The sequence below is a fragment of the Bradyrhizobium centrolobii genome, assembly GCF_001641635.1.
GTDB lineage: Bacteria > Pseudomonadota > Alphaproteobacteria > Rhizobiales > Xanthobacteraceae > Bradyrhizobium > Bradyrhizobium centrolobii.
In genome coordinates, this window is record NZ_LUUB01000036.1 from 62,538 (window position 1) to 80,128 (window position 17,591).

The window sequence follows — 17,591 nt, forward strand, 5'->3', positions numbered from 1 at the left end:
TGACCGCTTGCGTCCAAACATCCTGATTGCGAGCAAATCCATGGTCAGCCCCAAGCATGTCTGCGTGATCGGCGCCGGCGTCTCCGGCCTTGCCGCCGCGAAGGCGTTCTTCGCCCGCGGCCATCGGGTCACCATCGTCGAACGCAGTGCCGATCTCGGCGGCGTCTGGGAGCCGGCGCGCTCCTATCCGGAGGTGCAGACCCAGAGTCCGAAGGAGCTCTACCGCTACACCGACCGCGCGATGCCGCAAGACTACCCGGAATGGCCGACCGGGCCGCAGGTCCATGCCTATCTCACCGACTATGCCAGGAGTTTTGGCGTCGACCGCATGCTGCGGCTCAACACTGCGGTCGCCGGCATGGCGCGCCGCGCCGGCGGCAAGCCGGGCTGGACTCTGACGCTGAAGGACGGAAGCGGCGTGGCCACCACGGAGGATTTCGATTTCGTTGCCGTTTGCACCGGACAGTTCAACGAACCGCGCGAGCTGAGCTGCCCGGGCGAAGAGGGCTTTCTCGCGAAGGGCGGCCAGATCCTGCATTCCTCAAAATACAATGACCCGTCGCTGGCAAAAGGGCGCCGTGTCGTCGTGCTCGGCGGATCGAAGTCGGCGACCGATATCGCGGTGAACGCCGTGAAGGCGGGCGCGCGCGAGGTGACCATCGTGATGCGCGAGCCGGTCTGGCGCATCCCCTATTTCATCGGCGGGCTCGTGAACTTCAAGCGCATCCTCTACATCCGCGCCCAGGAGCAGATGTTTCCGGGCTGGGGCGCGAGCGCGATGGCCCGCATCGCCCACCGCGTCGCGGCGCCCCTCGTCTGGGCGAACTGGCGCGGGCTGGAGAGCCTGTTGAAGGCGCAGCTCAAGCTCAGGGCATGCGGAATGGTGCCGAAGGAGCGCATCGAGGACGGCGTCAACTGCTCGGTCCCGATCGCGACGCCGGACTTCTATCCGATGGTCGCCGACGGCCGCATCAAGGCCGTGTTCGGCAGCTTCGATCATTATGAAGGCGACACCATCCTGATGAGCGGCGGCGAGCACGTAGCCGCCGATATCGCGGTGCTCGCGATCGGCTACAAGCTCGGCGTGCCGTTCCTGCCCGCGGCGTATCAGGAGAAACTGATCGACGCGGACGGGCAGTACCGGCTCTATCGGCTGATCGCCAATCCCGACCTGCCGGACATGGGCTTCGTCGGCTTCAACTCGTCGTTCTGCACCGTGCTCTGCGCCGACCTCGCCGCCAACTGGCTGGTCCGCTACGCCGACGGGCAGCTCGCACGCCAGCCGACGGCCAAGCAGATGCGCGACAACATCGAGATGATGCTGCACTTCAAGCGCGTCGAGCGGCCGGCCGCGGGGGTCTATGGCGGTCTCTGCGTCGCGCCCTATCACTACCGTCATTTCGACGAGCTCATTGCCGATATCGGCGCCAAGGAGCACAAGCGCGGGGGGCTGGCCGAACGCTTCCTGCCGCCGGATGCGGACGCGTATGCGAGGTTCCTGGCTTCCGCGCCGGATTACCGGGCGGCGGCGTAACGACGAAGGATTCCGGCTGAGCGGGATTTGCATCTCGCCAGCCTCCGCCTCTGATGCTTACGATCCCTTGGCCACCGAATCGACAGGCCGGGGACCCCGCCATGAGACCGAGATGTCTTGCCGCCGCAGCCTTGGCGGCTCTTGCCTTCCTCGTCACGGCGCCCGCCGTTGGACAGCAGGCCGAGCTCACCGCGCGCCAATCGGATGCGGTTGCCGCCTATGATCGCGCGCTCGCCAGCTTCAAAGCGATCCTCGCCGAGCGGCGCCGCCAGATCGAGGCAAAGCAGCCGCTGCCGAACCTGCCGGGACAGGCGCTTTACCTGGCGCGCGTCGCGGTGATCAGCAGCTACAAGGATCTCACGGACGCTATTCCATCCAGAATCGGCAAGCCCAACAAGTTCGAAATCCCCCCGGCCTATTTCGATGCCGACATCGAACCGCTGGTCGACGAATACGCAAACCTGTTCGAGATCATGGAGGCGCCGCCCGCCGGCGCGCAGAACTCGGCGACGCCGTTCAAGGACGTCGTCGATCTCGCCGTTGCGATTGCGCGCGCCAAGGGCCTTTCAGCGCCGCAAGCCGAAGCGGCCGGCCGGATCAGCCTGGGGCTGTTCTTTGCGGAGACCAACGGCAAGCAGAACGTTCGAAACGGGCGCTCGAACACCTATATGGGCAGCCTGCAGACGGGCCCGTCCGAGGACCGTAACGGCCGCAGGAAATGGGAGGCCATCAAGGGCGCGATCGCGGCGGCCGATCCCGAACTGAGTGCGCGTGATGACCGGGAAGAGGCGCGGGCCCGCGGCACTGATCACCGCTTCAATCACTGGACCGCGGTGAGAGACGGACTGATGAACGCGCATGCCGACCTCTTCCCGGAGATCCCCGCGATCGTGAAGACGCTGCCCGACCCGATCGACCAGATGAAGCTGTTCGAGCTCATCCAGATCATTCCGACCCCGACGAGGTCCGCGCTCAGGTCGGGCAACCTGCTGAATTACAGGGTGTCCGATCCCACGATCATGAGACACCTGCGCAACAACAGCGTCTTCGCCTTCGGACAGGCCGACAGAGCGAGAACGTCGGCAAGCTTCCGCGACATCCTCGGTGCGATGTGGCTGTTCAACCGGAAGTTCGAGCGCGCGATGGCGAAATACGCGGAGATCAGGGCGCGCTGAAGGATCGGTTGCAACTGCTACTGGACGTCGTAGGCTATCGATCCTACATCTTTCGCGGTCGGAAAGGGAGCGTCACGATGTTGTCGGCGGCACGGACAATCTCATGCGTGTTCTAGTTCTGGGCGGCAGCCAGTTCCTGGGGCGGGCTGTTGCCGTCCATGCTTGCGCCGCCGGTCATGACGTCACCTGCGCGGCGCGCGGCCTCGCGGGACCGATGGCGCAAGGCGCCCGCTTCGTTCGCATCGACCGCGACGTTGCCGACGGTCTTGCGCCGCTGACCGGCGAGGCGTTCGATGCCGTGGTCGATGTCTCGCGACATCCGGGCCAGGTCCGCCGCGCCGTCGCGGCGTTGAAGCGGCCAACGGCGCATTGGACGTTTGTCTCGACCGTCAGCGTGTATGCGGACAACCGTACGCCGGGACAGAGCGCGGACACGGCGCCGCTGCGCGAGCCTATCGCACCTGACGTCGAGCACAGCACCGAGGCCGCCTATGGTGCCGCCAAGGTCGCCTGCGAGCAGGTCGTCGGCGACGATGCCTTCATCTGCCGGGCCGGCCTCATCGCCGGGCCGGAGGATCCGACGGGACGGTTCGCCTATTGGCCGGCGCGGCTCGCACGCGGCGGCGAGGTCCTCGCGCCGGGATCGCCGGAGGATGCCGTCCAGTTCATCGACGTGCGCGACCTTGCGCAGTGGATCGTGCACGCGGCAGAGGTCGGCCTGACCGGTGTCTATGACGGAATTGGACCGATACGCACGCGCGGCGAGTTGCTGGCAGAGTGCAGATCCGCGCTGGGCTCATCGTGCACTTTCACCTGGGTCGATCGCGCGTTCCTGGAGGCACACGATGTACGGCGTTGGGCCGGCCCACGGTCGCTGCCGCTGTGGCTTCCCCTGCCCGACTTCGCCGGCTTCATGACGCGCGATACTGCACCGGCGCGCAATGCCGGATTGGCCTCGCGGCCGCCGGCCGTCACCGCGCGCGACACGCTTCATTGGCTTCGCACCAGCAATGGCCCGATCATCGGCCTCACCAGCGACGAAGAGCAGGCCGTACTCGCCGCGTGGCATGCAGACAGGACGGCTCAGTTCTCCGGCTTGTAGCCGTCCGTCAGCGTCTTCAGGAACGCGATGATGTCGGCTTCGTCCTGCTCAGTCATCGCCGGCGTGTCGCCGGGATGACGGTCGAAGGGCGGATCGCTGACATCGACATTGGCGCGATACTTCGCCGGCAGGTCATCGTATTTCTGCACGGTGCCGTCGGCAGCGCGCGGAGAAACCTTTTCCGGGTTGGTGTCGCGGAAATTATAGAAATCGAGCACGTCCTTCAGGCTGTGGAAGACGCCGTTGTGGAAGAACGCGCGGCGCGTCGCCGTGTTGCGCAGCGTCGGCGTCAGGAACATCCCGCAATATTGCGTCTGCTCGGGGATGTCGGTGCGATGCGGACCGCAGACGCCAAGATCGAAATAACCGGGATCGCGATTACCCTCGAGCGCGGCATTGCGCGGCGCACCGAGTGCCTCGTACTGGTGATCGGTGAAGAGCGGCGGCAGGCCATCACGGGTCGGCGCCGAGGTGTGGCAGCCGGCGCAATTGGCCTTGTCGGGATCGTTGAAGAGTTGCAGCCCGCGCAGCTCGCTCTCGCTTAGCCGCGCCCTGCCCTCGAGCCAGTAGTCATACTTGCTGGTGTAGGGATGGAAGCTCACCTCTTCCACCTGATAGCGGGCGACGGCGAACATCGCCTCCGCAATCAGGAGCCGCTGATTGTCGAGAACGCGGGCACCGAACAACTCGACGAAGCGCTGGGCGTAGGGCGCGTGTCGCAGCTTGCCTGCGACCACTTCGGCACTGCCGCCATCCATCTCGTTGGGGTCGAGCAGCGGAAACAGCGCCTGGTCCTGCAACGTATCGGCGCGGCCGTCCCAAAACAGGCCGCCCTGCGGCACGATATTCGCCGCCGATCCAGCAGCCCCCGCCGTTTTCGTCACGCGCGCGCTCTGCGCGCCGAGCGCGGCCATCTGCGCGAGGTCGACGATGTTGTCATCATCGCCCTTGTCGGGGCCGATGCTGAAATTCGGGTGGCGCTCGAGATAGGTCAGCGACGGCACCGCGCGTGCGCCTTGTCGCGACAGGGTGGCGCCGCCGAGCATGACCGGGCCGTCATTGGGCGGACCATAGGCGTGATCCGGGCTGTGGCACGATGCACATGACAACGCACCGGACGACGAGAGCGACGCGTCGTAGAAAATCGCCTTGCCGAGTTGCGCCATCGCCGAAAGCGGCGCAACGGGCGGACGCCTGAGATGAACCGGGTTCGGGTTCGCACCCGCCGAATTCGCCTCCGCAAGTCCTTGTGTCTCGACGGCAAAGACGGCGCCGGCCAGAACGAGCAGGCCGGCGCCGAGAAGCCACAGAGTGCGGCTGTTCATATGACCGATGGTCCTAGTGGTGGTGATGCTCGTCCGGCGGGCTGACGATCACCGTGCCGGAGGTCGGGTCGAGGAACAGCACATTCGTCCGGAGGTCGCGGCCATGGTCCTGATCGAAGTCGAACAGGTCCATGATCGATCCGGCGCTGGCATCGAACGAGCCGCCACCGATGCGCTCGCCGTGCAGCCAGTTGTCCTCGATGAACCGCACCACGGAAGCCTGCGAAATATAGGTGCTGCTCACGTAGTTGTTCTTGGCGTAGGGCGAGACCACGATGAAGGGAATGCGCGTGCCCGGACCGCAGCGGCCATTCACCGGCTTACCGTTGAGACCCTTCGGCTGAGGCTGCTTGTCGGGGCCGAGGCCGCAGAGGCCCGGACCGTTGATCTGATCGGCGGTCGCATCATAGGAGGCGCTCTTCGGCGCAACATACTGGTGGTCGTACCAGCCGTCGGAGTCGTCATAGGTGATGATGACGGCTGTCTCGCGCCATTCCGGCTGCTTCTGCAGGAAGTTGATCAGCTCGGCGTTGCCGACCTGCTCGTCGAGCGGATCGGAGTTGCCGGGATGACCGTCCTGGAAGGCCGGCATCTTGATGTAGGAGACGGCCGGGAAATTGCCCGCCTTCACCGCCGCGTAGAAATCCTCGAGATCGTAGCTGTGATTGGCCGGGTCAACGGTCTTGCCGTCCATCGCATAGGTGTGGCCGATCGCATTCACCGAGCTCGGCCGCGCATGGGTCGGGTTGGCGGTCGACTTGTAGTACTGGAACCAGGCGTGATGCGGAATGTAGTCCACGATGGTGCCGTTGACATTGCTCGAGAAGGTGCTGCGGCCGCAGCCGGTGGTGCCGTTGTCGTTCTTGAGCGTCAGGTCGAAGCCGCCCATGAAGCTGCCCCAGCTGATGTGCCCGTCGTTGAGCAGGTCGCCGATGTTCTTGCTCGTCATCAATACTGTGCTGGTTGTGCTCGAGCAGGAATCGGAGGCCGGATCGGTGTCGCCGATCAGCGTCAGGCCGCCCTGGCCGTCGGCGATCGAGGACGAGGTGCCGATGATGTTCTGCGCACCGTTGGTCTGGCCGGCGATCACCTCGAGCGCACCCGGGGTCGACGGACCAAAGGTGTCGGTCCAGGCATTGTCGCTCATGGCGAAGTGCTGGGCGTAGTTCCAGAAGCCAGTGACGGTATTGCCGTCGAAATAGCCCATCACCTGACCGTTGGTGCCGAACGCGCCGGCGCCACCGGCGGTGCCGCGACCAGTGAATTTCGGGAACAGATCTTCCTTGCCGTTGTCGACGGCCTGCTGCTCGGGCGTGTAGGAGTGGTTCTGCGAGCGTGTGTTGGCCTGGGTGCGATCGAGGCGGAACGGGTCCGTCGCGCCGGTGCCGTTGGCCTCGTTGAGGTTCGGGTTGTTCACCAACAGGTTGGCGTTGGCGAGGTTGTTCACCTTCGGCGTATGCGGCTTCGCAACGAAGGGAATCGAGCCCGACGGATTGGCCGCATTCGGATAGGTCGCGAAGTAATGGTCGAACGAACGATTCTCGTTGAAAATGACGACGAGATGCTTGATCGGCGTTTCCGTATGAATGTCATGCGGATGACGGTGGCGATCCTGATCGTGTCCGCGATCGTGATCCTGACCGAAATCGTCCGCGAGGACCGGAATGCTGCACGCAAGTGTCGTCGCGGCTGCGAAAATCGCAGCCGTTGAAAGAAGTCTGGATTTCATAGCTGTTTTGCCCCGAAGGAATGAAGCCGACGTCGGGAACGTTAACGACGAGCAATGACAGGCCTGTGTCAGTTTGACGCGTGAGACATTTTGCGCAGCGCTTCGTAGAAATTTTTTCACGAATGCAATCGCGACGGCGTCGCGCAATGAGATTGCATGACAATATCAAGACGCGATCAAGACACGCCGCACTATTCCGTGCGGATCGGCGTGTCCTTCAAGCCATTATTATCATAGGCCTTGCGCAGCGTGCCGTTGGTCGTCGCCTCCGTCATGAACTTGGTGACGAACGCCAGCGCCTGCGCATGGCCGGGCGGCACGGCGACGGCGGTGACGGTCTTCTTGAAGGTCTCGTCCAGGACGCGCGTGCCGGGAATCTTCTGCGCCATCTTGTTGAGCTGGTCGCGCGACAGCGCGAAAGCGTCGATCCCGCCGCTCTTTAAGAGATCGAAGATTTCGTCATAGGTCTGATAGCCCGTGACCTTCGCATTCTTCAGATGCGCAATCGCACCCCGCATCGTGGTCGTGTTGTTGACGGCCGCGACTTTGGTGCCGGGCTGATCGAGGGTGGCGAAACTGGTGACGGTCGAGCCGGGCTTGACGATGTAGGTCGCGTCCGCGACCTCGTAGATCGGCCCGAACATCATCTCGGTCTCGCGCTCGGGATCCTTGGGCAGGAAGGTGACGTCCCAAGCCCCCTTTTCAAGAGTGCCTTTCGCGGCGGCGTCGGTGATCTGTCCGGAGTTCTGATGCACGACATATTCGACGGGCACGCCGAGCCGGGCGGCCATCTCCTTGCCGAGGTCGACGGGGACGCCGGCGTAGCCTGACTCGGTCTTGGTTGACCAGAACGCACCGCCCGCCGGGCTGATCGCGATCGCGACCCGCAGCTTGCCGGTCGGCGCAATCTCGTCCTTCAAGCCGTCGGCTAATGCGGGCATGGCGACCGCCGCCGCAAGAGCGAGACCGGCGCAGGCCGACCAGAGTGAGGCTGGCATGGCATTATTCTCCTCAGCACGTCTTCTTTCTGCCCGCGTCGCTTCCATCGCGCGGCCCTTGACACAATTCTGGTCAATCATGCGCCCGGTGAAAAGCGATTTGTCACGGCACGTGACAAAACTGTCAGAGTCCACGCGGCTCGTTGCAGCGCAAGGCCGGCGACTGCCATGGCTATGGTGTTCCACGGCCGGTCATTTGTTGCTAGCCTGCCGCACCGACAGAGAGCAATCAGGGGCCACCGAATGACGCGCGCGAATCTCGCCAGTCCCGCTCGACGCAACGGACAGCGGGGACATATCGGGCGGACGCTGGTCGCTGCGGCAGCCGTGCTTGTACTCGCCGGCTGCGAGGACAAGAACACCTTCGTGGCGCCGCCGCCGCCCAAGGTCGACGTCGCCACGCCGGTGCAACGGGCGGTGACGCGCTATGTCGAAGCCACCGGCAACACCGCGCCGATCAAGAGCGTCGACCTCGTGGCGCGCGTGCAGGGCTTCCTGCAATCGATCGACTACACCGACGGCACCTTCGTGAAGCAGGGCACCCAGCTCTTCACGATCGAGCCGGAAACCTACAAGCTGAAGCTCGAGCAGGCGCAGGCGGCCGAGATCGGCGCGCAGGCCACGCTCAAGCAGGCGGAAGCCGATTTCAAGCGGCAGGTCGAGCTCGTGCAGCGCCAGGCGGTCTCGCAATCGACCCTCGACACCTCGACATCCACCCGCGATAACGCCCAGGCCAATCTCCAGCAGGCCCAGGTCAACACCAGGCTCGCCGAGGTCAACTACGGCTACACCAGGGTGACCGCGCCGTTCGACGGCATCGTCAGCGCCCACATGGTCTCGATCGGCGAGCTCGTCGGCGTCTCCTCCCCGACCCAGCTCGCGACCATCGTCGCGATGGACCCGATCTATGTGAATTTCACGGTCAACGAGCAGGACGTCCTGCGCATCCGCGCCGAAGCCGCCCGTCGCGGCCTGACCCCCGCCGATCTCAAGCAGTTTCCGATCCAGGTGGGCCTTCAGACCGAGACCGGCTATCCCCATGAAGGCCACCTCGACTATGTCGCGCCGACCCTCAATCAGTCGACCGGAACGCTCGCGGTGCGCGGCCTCGTCCCCAACGACAAGCGGGTGTTGCTGCCCGGCTATTTCGCCCGCGTCCGCGTGCCTTTCGACCAGGACAAGACAGCCCTCCTCGTCCCCGACACTGCGCTCGGCAGCGACCAGGGCGGCCGCTATCTCCTGGTGGTCGGCAAGGACAACACGGTCGAGCAGCGCAAGGTGCAAATCGGGCCCGTGGACAACGGCCTGCGCGTGATCGAAAGCGGCTTGCAGCCGGACGACCGCGTCGTGATCGCAGGGCTCTTGCGAGTGATCCCGGGCCAGAAGATCGACCCGCAAGCGACGAAGATCGAGCAGCCACAGGCGTCTGCCAAGTAGGAGCCGCGGCCATGATCTCAAAATTCTTCATCGAGCGGCCGGTTCTCTCGAACGTCATTGCGCTCTTGATGATCCTGATCGGCGGCGTGGCGCTGTTCAATCTCGCGATCGCGCAATATCCGGACGTGGTGCCGCCGACGGTGCAGGTCACCACGCGTTATCCCGGCGCCAGCGCCAAGACCGTGATCGACACCGTCGCGCTGCCGATCGAGCAGCAGGTCAACGGCGTCGAGGACATGCTCTACATGCAGTCCTACAGCGGCTCCGACGGCACCTATACACTGACCGTGACCTTCAAGATCGGCACCGACCTCAACTTCGCGCAGGTGCTGGTGCAGAACCGCGTCTCCAGCGCGCTGTCGCAATTGCCGCAGGCCGTGCAGAACCAGGGCGTCACCGTGCAGAAGCGGTCGACCTCGATCCTGCTGTTCGTGACACTGACCTCGCCGGACTCCAGGTTCGACAGCCTGTACTTGAGCAACTACGCCACCATCAACATCCGCGACGAGCTTTCGCGCCTCCCCGGCGTCGGCAACGTCACGGTGTTCGGCGCCGGCCAGTATTCGATGCGGGTGTGGCTCGATCCCAACAGGCTCCAGGTACTCGGACTGGTGCCGCAGGACGTCATCAACGCGATCCAACAGCAGAGCCAGCAGGTCTCGGCCGGCCAGGTCGGCGCGCCGCCGACGCCGCCGGGGCAGGCATTCCAGTACACGCTCAACGTCAACGGCCGGCTCGACGACGCCACCCAGTTCGAGAACATCATCGTCAAGACCGGCACGAGCGGTGACGTCACGCGCGTGCGCGACGTCGGCTGGGTCGAGCTCGGGGCGCAGACCTATAGCCAGATCTTCTCGCTCAACAAGCAGCCCGCCACCGGCATCGGCGTGTTCCAGGCGCCCGGCGCCAACGCGCTCGAGGTCGAACAGGCCGTCGAGAAGAAGATGGCAGAGCTCGCCAAGCGCTTCCCGGAAGGCATCAAATACGACACGCCATTTGACACCACCAAATTCGTGCAGGCCTCGGTGCACGAGGTCTACATGACGCTGATCGAGGCCGGTCTGCTCGTGCTGGTGGTGATCCTGGTGTTCCTGCAAGACTGGCGCGCGATGCTGGTCCCGGCAACGACCGTGCCGGTGACCATCATCGGCGCGTTCGCGGCGATGGCGGCGCTCGGCTTCACCATCAACATGTCGACGCTGTTTGCGATCGTGCTCGCGATCGGCATCGTCGTCGACGACGCGATCGTCGTGGTCGAAGGCGCCGCCCACAACATCGAGCAGGGCATGAACGGCCACGACGCCGCGATCCGGGCGATGGACCAGCTGTTCGCGCCGATCGTCGGCATCACCCTGGTGCTGATCTCGGTGTTCCTGCCGGCATCATTCCTCGCCGGTCTCACCGGCCGCATCTACTCGCAATTCGCGCTGGTGATCGCCGCAACCGCGCTGATCAGCGCTATCAACGCGGCAACGCTGAAGCCGACCCAGTGCGCGCTCTGGCTGCGGCCGGCGGTGCCGCCGGAGCAGCGCAACTTCTTTTACCGTGGCTTCAACGCTGTCTATAACCGCCTCGAGCGGGGCTACACGCGGCTGATCGGCACGCTGGTCGGGCATGCTACGGTCTCGATCGCGATCGCTTTGATCCTGATCGGGATCGGCGGCTACGGGCTGTCGCGGGTACCGACCGGCTTCCTTCCGATCGAGGACCAGGGCTATCTGATCGCCGCCGTGCAACTGCCCGACGGCGCCTCGCTCGAGCGGACCCAGACAGTGCTCGACAGAGCGAGCGAGCTCGTCCGGGAGACACCGGGCGTCCAGCAGGTCATCACCATTGCCGGCATCTCCGCGCTCGACAACAGCGCGAGCCTTGCGAACGCCGGCGTCGCCTACATCATCCTGAAGGACTGGGGGGCGCGCGGCAAAGGCGAGGATCTGCGCTCGCTGGTGTACGGGCTGAACGACAAGCTCGCGACCATCATGGAGGCGCGCACGCTGGTGCTGCCGCCGCCGCCGATCCAGGGCATCGGCAACGCGGCCGGCTTCTCGATGCAGGTCGAGCTGCGCGACGGCAACAGCGATTTCGCCAAGCTCCAGGCGATCACCGGTGCGATGGTCGGCAACGCCCAGAGCCAGAGCGCGCTGCAGCGCGTCTCGTCCTCGTTCCGCGCGTCGGTGCCGCAATTCAACGTCGAGATCGACCGCGTGAAGACCCAGACCCTGCACGTGACCACGGACCAGGTGTTCTCGGCGCTGTCGACCTATCTTGGCTCGTCCTACGTCAATCAGTTCAACAAGTTCGGCCGCGTGTTCCAGGTCTACACGCAGGCCGACCCTTCGTTCCGCGTCACCGAGCGCGACATCGCCAACATGCAGGTGCGCAACCAGAACGGCGACATGATCCCGATCGGCACGGTTGCCAAGATCACGCCGGCCACGGGGCCGTCGCTGATCAGCCTCTACAATCTCTATCCGTCGTCGACCATCGTCGGCCTGCCGGCGCAAGGCTATTCGTCGGGCGAGTCGCTGCAACTGATGGAGCAGATCGCGGACAAGACGCTGCCGCCGGGCACCGGCTATGAATGGACCGCGATGTCCTACCAGGAGAAGGCCGTTTCCAACCAGATCTACTGGGTGTTCGGCCTCGCCATGCTGCTGGTCTATCTCGTGCTCGCCGGCCAGTACGAGAGCTGGTACGCGCCGATCTCGGTGATCCTCGCGGTGCCGCTGTCGCTGATTGGACCGATGCTGATCCTCAACGGCCTGAAGATCGATAACAACCTCTATTGCCAGATCGGCCTGATCCTCCTGATCGCGCTGTCGGCCAAGAATGCGATCCTGATCGTCGAGGTTGGCCTCGAGCTGCATAAGCGCGACGGCAGGCCGATCTTGGAGTCCGCGATCGAGGCGGCGCGCGCCCGCTTCCGCCCGATCCTGATGACCTCGTTCGCCTTCATCCTCGGCGTGGTGCCCTTGGTGCTCGCGACCGGCGCCGGCGCCAGCGCGCGCAAATCGATCGGCATCACCGTGTTCTCTGGCATGCTGGCCTCGACCTGCCTTGCGGTGCTGTTCGTGCCGGCGTTCTTCGTGGTGGTGCAGCGCTTCGAGAACTGGCGCGCCTCCCGCAAGAAGCCGGCGCCGGCGGCACAGCCGGCCGCGGAGGTGAAGTCCTAGAGCATGGTGAAATTTGGCTCGGTTGTGGCCGTCCGGGATTACCTCTCCCCAACGGGGAGAGGTCGGATTGCGAAGCAATCCGGGTGAGGGGGCGCAGCGCTCAGTGGGACTGTAACCCCTCACCCGGATCGCATCTTTCGATGCGATCCGACCTCTCCCTCCGGGAGAGGTGTCCGAGTTTTTGTGCTCGCATCGACTCAACCAAAACTCATCCCGCATTAGGCCTTCTCTGCGGGCACCTGAGGTGCCTCGCCGCTCGACACCAGCAGGACCGAGGCCTTCGACTGCCGCAGTACGGCCTCGGCGACGCCGCCGAAGGAGAGGTGATCGGCCTGGATCCGGTCGACGCCCATGACCACGAGGTCGACATCGGTGGTGTCGATCTCACGCAGTATGGCGACCTCGGGCGCCCTGTTCACGCGCAGCGTCGTGGTGATGTCGACCTCGTAGCGGGCGGCAAGGTCGCTGGTGTCCTTCAGGATGCCCGCTTCCTGACTCAGCCCGCGGGATGCGCCGCGCTGCGCGCCCTTGTCCCTTGTCGTCGCCACATAGATCACGCGCAGCGAGCCTGATCCCGCCTGTGCCAGCGCGACCGCGACCTCCGCGCCGCGCTTGGAGACGCTGCTGCCCGAGACCGGCACGAGAATGTTGAGCGTATCGGGCATCGGCTGCTTCAGGTGCCGGCCCCTGGCCGCGACGATCGCAAGCGGTCCCTCGAATTCGGCGGCGATATCCTCGACCATCCGATCGAAGCGATCCTTGGTCGTGGTGACCTTGTCGACGCCGACGACCAGAAGATCAAAGCCCTTCCTCGCTTCGTCGGCGATCGTCTCGCCGAGCTCCGCGCGCCTGGTGCGCGTGATGACATCGACACTGCCGACGTCACCATTGCCATGGTCCGACACCGCGTCAGCCGCCTTCTTCACCACGGCTTCGTGGCTCTGCTCCTCGTCGCGCCCTTTCTCCTGCTCTTTCGCGTGCCGGCCGATATGCAGCACCGTGATCGGCAGGCCGCGCATGCCGGCAATCAGGCCGGCAATGTGCGCGGCAAAGGTGGCGTTGACACTCTCGTCCACCGCCAGCAGGGGCCGTTCGAGATTGGCGATGAAGCCGCGCTTCTCGAACTCCTCGCGCTCCAGCCGCTCCCTTTCCTCCTTGTTCATCGGCAACTGCGCCAATGCCGCGCGCAGCATCGGCGGCATCGCCATCGTGGTCACGATCGCCATCGTCACGATCATCGTGAACAGATTCTGGCTGAGCACGCCGATGGAGAGGCCGATGGTCGCGATGATGACCTCGGTCGAGCCGCGCGCGTTCATCCCGCTCGCGAGCGCCAGCGATTCCCGGTAGTTCAGACCGCCGATGGTGCCGCCGACGAAGGCGCCGCCGAACTTGCCGACACTGGCGATCACGACCAGAAGGCCAGTGAGCATCAGCATATAGGGATCGCGGAGCACCGACAGATCGGCGCTCAGCCCGGCGAGGCCGAAGAACACCGGCATGAAGAAGCTCGAGATCAGGCCGCGCAGGCGCTCGTCGATCTGCCGGGTCAGGATCGGGGACTCGCCGACCAGGATGCCGGCCACGAAGGCGCCGAGCACGGTGTGCACGCCGATCAGATGGGTGATCAGCGCCATGGTGCCCATCAGCAGCAGAATGACCGTAATGACCGGCGCGGTGCTGACGAGGGTGTCGTTTGCCCAGCGGATCAGCTGGAACACGAGGCGGCGGCCGATGGTGAAGCTGACGACGAGGAAGGCCAGCGTACCCAGCACGGCCCTGGCGACCGAGCCCACATCGAGGGTGCCTTGCGAGGCCAGGCTGAAGATGACGGCGATGATGATCCAGCCGATGGTGTCGTCGATCACGGCGGTTGCGACGATGATCTGGCCGACATTGCGGCGCATGAAGTTCATCTCGCGCACGACCACCGCAACGATCTTCACCGACGAGATCGAGAGCGCCGTGCCCATGAACAGCGAGGCCACCACTCGCGCTTGCGGATTGGGCAGGAGCGCATCGGGCAGGAACTCGCCGAGCGCGAAGCCGCAGGCGAAAGGAACGACGATGCCGGCGATCGAGATCGCAATCGCCGCCTTGCCGATCTTCCTGACCAGCTTGAGATCGGTCTCCATGCCGGTCAGCAGCAACAGCAGCAGGATGCCGAACTGGGCGACGCCGTCGATCATCGCCTTCTGCTCGGGCGTTTTCGGGAAGATCGCCTGCTGCGCTTCCGGCCAGATCCAGCCGAACAGCGACGGCCCGAGCAGGATGCCGGCCAGTAGTTCACCGATCACTGAGGGCTGCCCGATGCGCTGCATGATTTCGCCAAGGCCGCGGCCCACGGCGATCAGGACCACGATCTGCGCCACCAGGAGGAATTCGGATGGTCCGGCGGATTTGCCGCCCTCGGCACTGGCCGCAATCGTCGTGAGGACAAGCGCCGCAGGGACGAGGCCGACCGGTCGGAGCAGGCTCCACTGCATGCAGGTGTCGTTCCCCGTTCATCTCGCCCGGCAATGTGCCGGCAGCGACCGGGGGTAGAACCCGCGGGAGGCGAAGGGAGTTCCCGCCTCCGCGCCAGGGCTACGAGCGGTTCACAAAAAAAACTCGAAAACAACCCCATGCAAAGTAGAACGACGCCGCACGCGGCGTCCCCAGACTGCCGACAACACGTTTGACACGTCGGGCAAAACACCAGCAGAATTGCATCATGGCGCTGGAATTGCGCGATGCGTCGCAACATCCCCCGTCATTGCGAGCGCAGCGAAGCAATCCGGGATCTTTCCGCGGCGGCAGTCGGGATTGCTTCGCTGCGCTCGCAATGACGATGTGGCGCGAGCCGGCTGCCTCTTCACAACCGTCGATCCAGCAGGAGACAACCCGGACTGCCCTCAGGCCGGCTGCGGCGTCCTGATCTCGCGCGGCAGGATGATCGCCGCCGCGATCGCCAGCAGACAGAGTGCGGCGAAGGCGTGCAGCATCGTGACAAAACCGCCCTGCTCGTAGAGCCAGGCGACCAGGCCGACGGAGGCACCGGCCGCGGTGAAGCCAACAAAGTAGCGCACCGCATAGGCGCGCGAGCGCCACTCTTCCGTGGTGTACTTGCCGACCATGGCGTCATTGACCGTGACCTGCCCGAACGCGCCCATGACGATGCCGATCGAGACCACGATCAGCGGCAGGTTGGACAGACTCGCGGCGAGATACAGGAACGGCGCCAGCATGAAGGACAGCGGCAGCGCCACCGTCTTCAGCGAATAGTGGTCGAGCAGCCGGCCGATCGTGTATTGCGTCATCGCGCCGAAGACGTAGACGCAGGCCGCGATGACGCCGAGCAGCGCCGGGCTTTTGGTGAGGTCCGCAAGCCGCTCCGCGAACAGCTTTGGCAGGGCGACCGTGACGGCATTGAATGTCGTCGAGATCGCGATCACGACGATCAGCAGCGACAGCACCACGCGCCACATGTCCTGCTTCGCCACCCGCGCCTGCGCCGCCGCCTGCTTGGTGCCCTTGCGGTCCTCGTGCACGACGGTCATCGCGAAGACGATGCCGATCAGGACGGTGACCACGCCCGGGACGATGAAGGCAAAGCGCCAGCCGAGATACTGGCCGATCACGCCGGTGACCAGCGCCGAGGACGCGACGCCGAGATTGCCCCAGACGCCGTTCAGACCCATCTCGCGGCCGAGCTTGTCGGCGTAGGACACGATCATCGCGGTGCCGACGGGATGGTAGATCGAGGCGAAGATGCCGATCGCGAGCAGCGCCGCACCGAGCTGCGCCGGCGTGTGCACGAAACCGACCGAGATCATGGCCCAACCGATGCCGATGAAGAAGATCAGCATCATGTGGCGGCGGCTCCAGCGGTCCCCGAGCCAGCCGGTCAGCAACGATCCCGCGCCGAAGGCGACGAAGCCCGGCGTCGCGTAAGGAAGCAATTCCGAATAGGCCATGCCGAGCGCCGGCCCCATGACGATCACGGCGGCGGCGAAGATCAGCATTGAATAGTGATCGATGAAATGAGCTGCGTTGATAAAGCCGATGACCCGGCCGGGGCTGTTCATAGATGAATCCTCTCCTGCTCCGAAATCGGTTATATGTCGGGGGCATGACGGGATGCGGCCAATGACTGTCGTCGAAACGCCAATCAGGGAAGTCCGGGGCAACCACCGCTCGACCGCGGGCGTGCACCTGGTCGCGCGCGATTATCCCAAGGGGATGCGGCTCGACCCGCACATGCATCGCGAGGCCCAGCTCGTCTACGCCGCCAAGGGCACGATGCAGGTGACGACGCCGAAGGGGCGCTGGCTGGTGCCGCCGGATCGCGCGGTCTGGGTTCCGGCGGGGCTCGAGCACGCCATCGACCTGCTCGCCGACATCGAGATGCGCACGCTTTATTTCGACCTGCCCTGGCTGAAGCGCGAACAGCGCTATCAGGGCCTGACCAAGGAGTTCGTGGTGCGGGTGTCGCCGCTGCTGCACCAGGCGATCCTCGCGCTGTTTGATTCCCGCAACACGCCCGCGCGCACCGAGCTCCTGGTTCGCCTGGTGATGCTGGAATTGCACCAGGCCGAGGATTCCGCGACCTTCGTGCCGCTGCCGCACGAGCCGCGCTGCCGTCGCGCGGCCATGATCGTGCTCGACGATCCCACCGGCCTGCACGACATCGACACGCTGGCGCGCGAGGTCGGGACCTCCGCGCGCACGCTGTCGCGCTTGTTCTCCACGGAGACGCAACTGAGCTTCAAGAGCTGGTGCCAGCGCGCCCGGATCGCCGCGTCAATCCAGCGGCTCTCGACGGACGCCGGCGTGTCGGTCAAGCAGCTCGCCGCCCAGCTCGGCTATGCCAGCGTGCCCGCCTTCTCGGCCGCCTTCCGTCAGGTGACCGGACGAACGCCGACGGAGTTTGCGGGGAAGGATTAGCCCCCACTCTCGGTGTCATTGCCCGCGAAAGCGGGCGATCCATTATTCCAGAGACGGCAGTGGGATACGGAGAGGCCGCGGCGTACTGGATGCCCCGCCTCCGCGGGGCATGACAGCGTGCTTTGGGGCGAGTACGCCCGCTGCACCCACATTCGCGACCGTCATCGCCCGCCTTGTGCGCAATTGCGCACT

At 64.9% G+C, this 17,591-nt stretch carries 11 protein-coding genes; 6 read left to right on the plus strand and 5 right to left on the minus strand.

All coding sequences use genetic code 11. The annotated features are described in order from the left end of the window. Positions 1 to 40: 40 nt before the first annotated feature. From AYJ54_RS08205 to AYJ54_RS08215, 3 genes are all read left to right on the plus strand, one after another. The gene (locus AYJ54_RS08205) at positions 41 to 1,534 is read left to right on the plus strand and encodes a flavin-containing monooxygenase (RefSeq protein ID WP_063698318.1); all 1,494 of its coding nucleotides are present in this window, start codon (positions 41 to 43) and stop codon (positions 1,532 to 1,534) included. Positions 1,535 to 1,635: 101 nt separating this feature from the next. After that, complete coding sequence (locus tag AYJ54_RS08210; RefSeq protein ID WP_063698173.1) at positions 1,636 to 2,709, plus strand: hypothetical protein; 1,074 nt, start codon at positions 1,636 to 1,638, stop codon at positions 2,707 to 2,709. A gap of 103 nt (positions 2,710 to 2,812) precedes the next feature. Then, on the plus strand, positions 2,813 to 3,811 hold the full coding sequence (locus AYJ54_RS08215; protein WP_063698175.1) for an NAD-dependent epimerase/dehydratase family protein: 999 nt from the start codon (positions 2,813 to 2,815) through the stop codon (positions 3,809 to 3,811). On the opposite strand, the gene AYJ54_RS08220 is transcribed toward AYJ54_RS08215, so the two are convergent. The 3 genes from AYJ54_RS08220 to AYJ54_RS08230 form a co-directional block, all read right to left on the minus strand. Then, a complete protein-coding gene (locus AYJ54_RS08220) occupies positions 3,793 to 5,136 on the minus strand; it encodes a cytochrome-c peroxidase (protein ID WP_063698176.1) in 1,344 nt (447 codons plus the stop codon). The two genes, AYJ54_RS08215 and AYJ54_RS08220, sit on opposite strands and share 19 nt — an antisense overlap. Before the next feature lie 13 nt (positions 5,137 to 5,149). Beyond that, entirely contained in the window at positions 5,150 to 6,865 is a 1,716-nt protein-coding gene (locus AYJ54_RS08225; protein WP_063698178.1) for a phospholipase C, read from the minus strand. Positions 6,866 to 7,056: 191 nt separating this feature from the next. After that, positions 7,057 to 7,863, minus strand: a complete 807-nt coding sequence (locus tag AYJ54_RS08230) for an ABC transporter substrate-binding protein (protein ID WP_063698180.1) — start codon at positions 7,861 to 7,863, stop codon at positions 7,057 to 7,059. Between the two features lie 243 nt (positions 7,864 to 8,106). On the opposite strand from AYJ54_RS08230, the gene AYJ54_RS08235 reads away from it, so the two are divergent. Continuing rightward, complete coding sequence (locus AYJ54_RS08235) at positions 8,107 to 9,300, plus strand: efflux RND transporter periplasmic adaptor subunit (RefSeq protein WP_063698182.1); 1,194 nt, start codon at positions 8,107 to 8,109, stop codon at positions 9,298 to 9,300. A gap of 11 nt (positions 9,301 to 9,311) precedes the next feature. Next, positions 9,312 to 12,473, plus strand: coding sequence for an efflux RND transporter permease subunit (locus tag AYJ54_RS08240; protein WP_063698184.1), 3,162 nt, complete (start codon positions 9,312 to 9,314; stop codon positions 12,471 to 12,473). Positions 12,474 to 12,691: 218 nt separating this feature from the next. On the opposite strand, the gene AYJ54_RS08245 is transcribed toward AYJ54_RS08240, so the two are convergent. After that, complete coding sequence (locus AYJ54_RS08245) at positions 12,692 to 14,959, minus strand: cation:proton antiporter domain-containing protein (RefSeq protein ID WP_063698185.1); 2,268 nt, start codon at positions 14,957 to 14,959, stop codon at positions 12,692 to 12,694. 408 nt (positions 14,960 to 15,367) lie between these two features. After that, complete coding sequence (locus tag AYJ54_RS08250) at positions 15,368 to 16,540, minus strand: MFS transporter (protein WP_063698186.1); 1,173 nt, start codon at positions 16,538 to 16,540, stop codon at positions 15,368 to 15,370. A gap of 61 nt (positions 16,541 to 16,601) precedes the next feature. Here AYJ54_RS08250 and AYJ54_RS08255 point away from each other — a divergent pair, with 61 nt between their 5' ends. Beyond that, on the plus strand, positions 16,602 to 17,399 hold the full coding sequence (locus AYJ54_RS08255; protein WP_063698187.1) for an AraC family transcriptional regulator: 798 nt from the start codon (positions 16,602 to 16,604) through the stop codon (positions 17,397 to 17,399). Positions 17,400 to 17,591: the final 192 nt, after the last annotated feature.

What these genes read in the sequence shown, in the direction of transcription:
- AYJ54_RS08205 (WP_063698318.1), top strand. Translation starts at nt 41, where the DNA reads ATGGTCAGCCCCAAGCATGTCTGCGTGATCGGCGCCGGCGTCTCCGGC.
- AYJ54_RS08210 (WP_063698173.1), top strand. Translation starts at nt 1,636, where the DNA reads ATGAGACCGAGATGTCTTGCCGCCGCAGCCTTGGCGGCTCTTGCCTTC.
- AYJ54_RS08215 (WP_063698175.1), top strand. Translation starts at nt 2,813, where the DNA reads ATGCGTGTTCTAGTTCTGGGCGGCAGCCAGTTCCTGGGGCGGGCTGTT.
- AYJ54_RS08220 (WP_063698176.1), bottom strand. Translation starts at nt 5,136, where the DNA reads ATGAACAGCCGCACTCTGTGGCTTCTCGGCGCCGGCCTGCTCGTTCTG.
- AYJ54_RS08225 (WP_063698178.1), bottom strand. Translation starts at nt 6,865, where the DNA reads ATGAAATCCAGACTTCTTTCAACGGCTGCGATTTTCGCAGCCGCGACG.
- AYJ54_RS08230 (WP_063698180.1), bottom strand. Translation starts at nt 7,863, where the DNA reads ATGCCAGCCTCACTCTGGTCGGCCTGCGCCGGTCTCGCTCTTGCGGCG.
- AYJ54_RS08235 (WP_063698182.1), top strand. Translation starts at nt 8,107, where the DNA reads ATGACGCGCGCGAATCTCGCCAGTCCCGCTCGACGCAACGGACAGCGG.
- AYJ54_RS08240 (WP_063698184.1), top strand. Translation starts at nt 9,312, where the DNA reads ATGATCTCAAAATTCTTCATCGAGCGGCCGGTTCTCTCGAACGTCATT.
- AYJ54_RS08245 (WP_063698185.1), bottom strand. Translation starts at nt 14,959, where the DNA reads ATGCAGTGGAGCCTGCTCCGACCGGTCGGCCTCGTCCCTGCGGCGCTT.
- AYJ54_RS08250 (WP_063698186.1), bottom strand. Translation starts at nt 16,540, where the DNA reads ATGAACAGCCCCGGCCGGGTCATCGGCTTTATCAACGCAGCTCATTTC.
- AYJ54_RS08255 (WP_063698187.1), top strand. Translation starts at nt 16,602, where the DNA reads ATGACTGTCGTCGAAACGCCAATCAGGGAAGTCCGGGGCAACCACCGC.